At 68.8% G+C, this 2175-nt stretch carries 2 protein-coding genes; both read right to left on the bottom strand.

The genetic code is table 11. The features are described from left to right. Nucleotides 1-1289: fumarate reductase/succinate dehydrogenase flavoprotein subunit (locus H5J30_RS28775; protein ID WP_181790206.1), on the bottom strand; the 1289-nt coding region annotated here is incomplete at its 3' end. A 42-nt stretch (nucleotides 1290-1331) separates the two neighbouring features. Further along, a complete protein-coding gene (sdhC, locus tag H5J30_RS28770; protein WP_181790205.1) occupies nucleotides 1332-2165 on the bottom strand; it encodes a succinate dehydrogenase subunit SdhC in 834 nt (277 codons plus the stop codon). Nucleotides 2166-2175: the final 10 nt, after the last annotated feature.

Below are 2175 nucleotides of genomic sequence, written 5' to 3'. Positions count from 1 at the left end.
GAGTTGCCGCCGAGGCGGTTCGAGCCGTGCATGCCGCCGGCGACCTCGCCGGCCGCGAAGAGGCCCGGCACGCCCAGCGCCGCCGCCGTGTCCGGGTCGACGTCGACGCCGCCCATCACGTAGTGGCAGGTCGGGCCGACCTCCATCGGCTCCGCGGTGATGTCGACGTCCGCCAGCTCCTTGAACTGGTGGTGCATCGACGGCAGCCGGCGCTTGATCTCCTCGGCCGGCAGCCGGGTCGAGACGTCCAGGAACACGCCGCCGTGCGGGGAGCCGCGGCCGGCCTTCACCTCGGAGTTGATGGCGCGGGCCACCTCGTCGCGGGGGAGCAGCTCGGGCGGGCGCCGGTTGTTGTCCGGGTCCTCGTACCAGCGGTCGCCCTCGTCCTCGCTCTGCGCGTACTTCTCCTTGAAGACGTCCGGGATGTAGTCGAACATGAAGCGTTTGCCGTCGCTGTTGCGCAGGACACCGCCGTCGCCGCGGACCGACTCGGTGACGAGGATCCCCTTGACCGAGGGCGGCCAGACCATCCCGGTGGGGTGGAACTGGACGAACTCCATGTTGATCAGCGACGCCCCGGCGAGCAGCGCGAGCGCGTGCCCGTCGCCGGTGTACTCCCAGGAGTTGGACGTCACCTTGAACGACTTGCCGATGCCGCCGGTCGCCAGCACCACCGCCGGCGACTCGATCACGAAGAACCGGCCCGACTCGCGCTCGTAGGAGAAGATGCCGGAGACCCGGCCGTCGGGCGCCTTCAGGATGCGCGTGACCGTGCACTCCTGGAAGACCTTGATCCGGGACTCGTAGTCCCCGCTCTCCTTGAAGTCCTCCTGCTGGAGGGAGACGACCTTCTGCTGGAGGGTGCGGATCAGTTCGAGCCCCGTGCGGTCGCCGACGTGGGCGAGGCGCGGGTACTCGTGGCCGCCGAAGTTGCGCTGGGAGATCTTGCCGTCCTTGGTGCGGTCGAAGAGCGCACCCCAGGTCTCCAGCTCCCAGACGCGGTCCGGCGCCTCCTTGGCGTGCAGCTCCGCCATCCGCCAGCTGTTGAGGAACTTGCCGCCGCGCATCGTGTCGCGGAAGTGCACCTGCCAGTTGTCGCCCGCGTTGACGTTGCCCATGCTGGCGGCGATGCCGCCCTCCGCCATGACGGTGTGGGCCTTGCCGAAGAGCGACTTGCAGATGACGGCCGTGCGCAGGCCCTGCTCCCGGGCCTCGATCGCCGCCCGCAGCCCGGCGCCCCCGGCACCCACCACGACGACGTCCCACTGCTGCCGTTCGACTTGCGTCATTTTCTGTGCTTCGCCTTTCCCATCGGTCGGCTCGCTGCGCCTCTAGAACAGCACCGGGTCGTCGAACGCGCCCGAGGCCAGCAGGTATACGTACAGGTCGGCGAGTCCCACGCTGATCAGGGACGCCCAGGCCAGCAGCGCGTGGCGCTGGTTGAGCTTGCCCACCCAGCCCCATGCGCGGTAGCGCAGCGGGTGCTTGGAGAAGTGCCTGAGCCGGCCGCCGACGATGTGCCGGCAGGAGTGGCAGGAGAGGGTGTACAGCCAGATGAGCACGACGTTGATCCAGAGCACGATGGTGCCGAGACCCACGTGGCCCCACTCGTACTCGCTGTTGCGGAAGCCGAGGACCGCGTCGTACGTGAGGATCGCGGCGACCACCAGCGCGGCGTAGAAGAAGTAGCGGTGCGCGTTCTGCAGGATCAGCGGGAAGCGGGTCTCGCCGGTGTACGTCTTGTGCGGCTCGGCGACCGCGCAGGACGGCGGCGACGCCCAGAAGCTGCGGTAGTACGACTTGCGGTAGTAATAGCAGGTGAACCGGAAGCCCAGCGGGAAGATCAGGATGATCACCGCGGGGGACATGAACCACCAGTCGCCGAAGAGCGCGAAGTTCGGGCCGCCCTTCATGTCCACGCACTCGGAGCCCAGGCAGGGCGAGTAGAACGGTGAGACGTAGGGCGCCGCGTAGTAGTTGTCGTCGATGAGGGCGCGCCACGTCGAGTAGACGATGAACACCGTCAGCGCGGTGAAGGTGGCGGTGGGCTGCAGCCACCAGCGGTCGGTGCGGAGATGGCGCGCCGCGATGGCGGCACGGCCCGGGGCGCGGACACCGCCCGGCTGGTCGGGGCTCGGTGGGCGTTCGGTTGTTCCGGTGGCCAAGGTTGTCTCC

It is taken from the genome of Streptomyces phytophilus (genome assembly GCF_013870535.1).
Lineage (GTDB): Bacteria > Actinomycetota > Actinomycetes > Streptomycetales > Streptomycetaceae > Streptomyces > Streptomyces phytophilus.
This window is presented reverse-complemented; position numbering and strand designations above follow the sequence as displayed.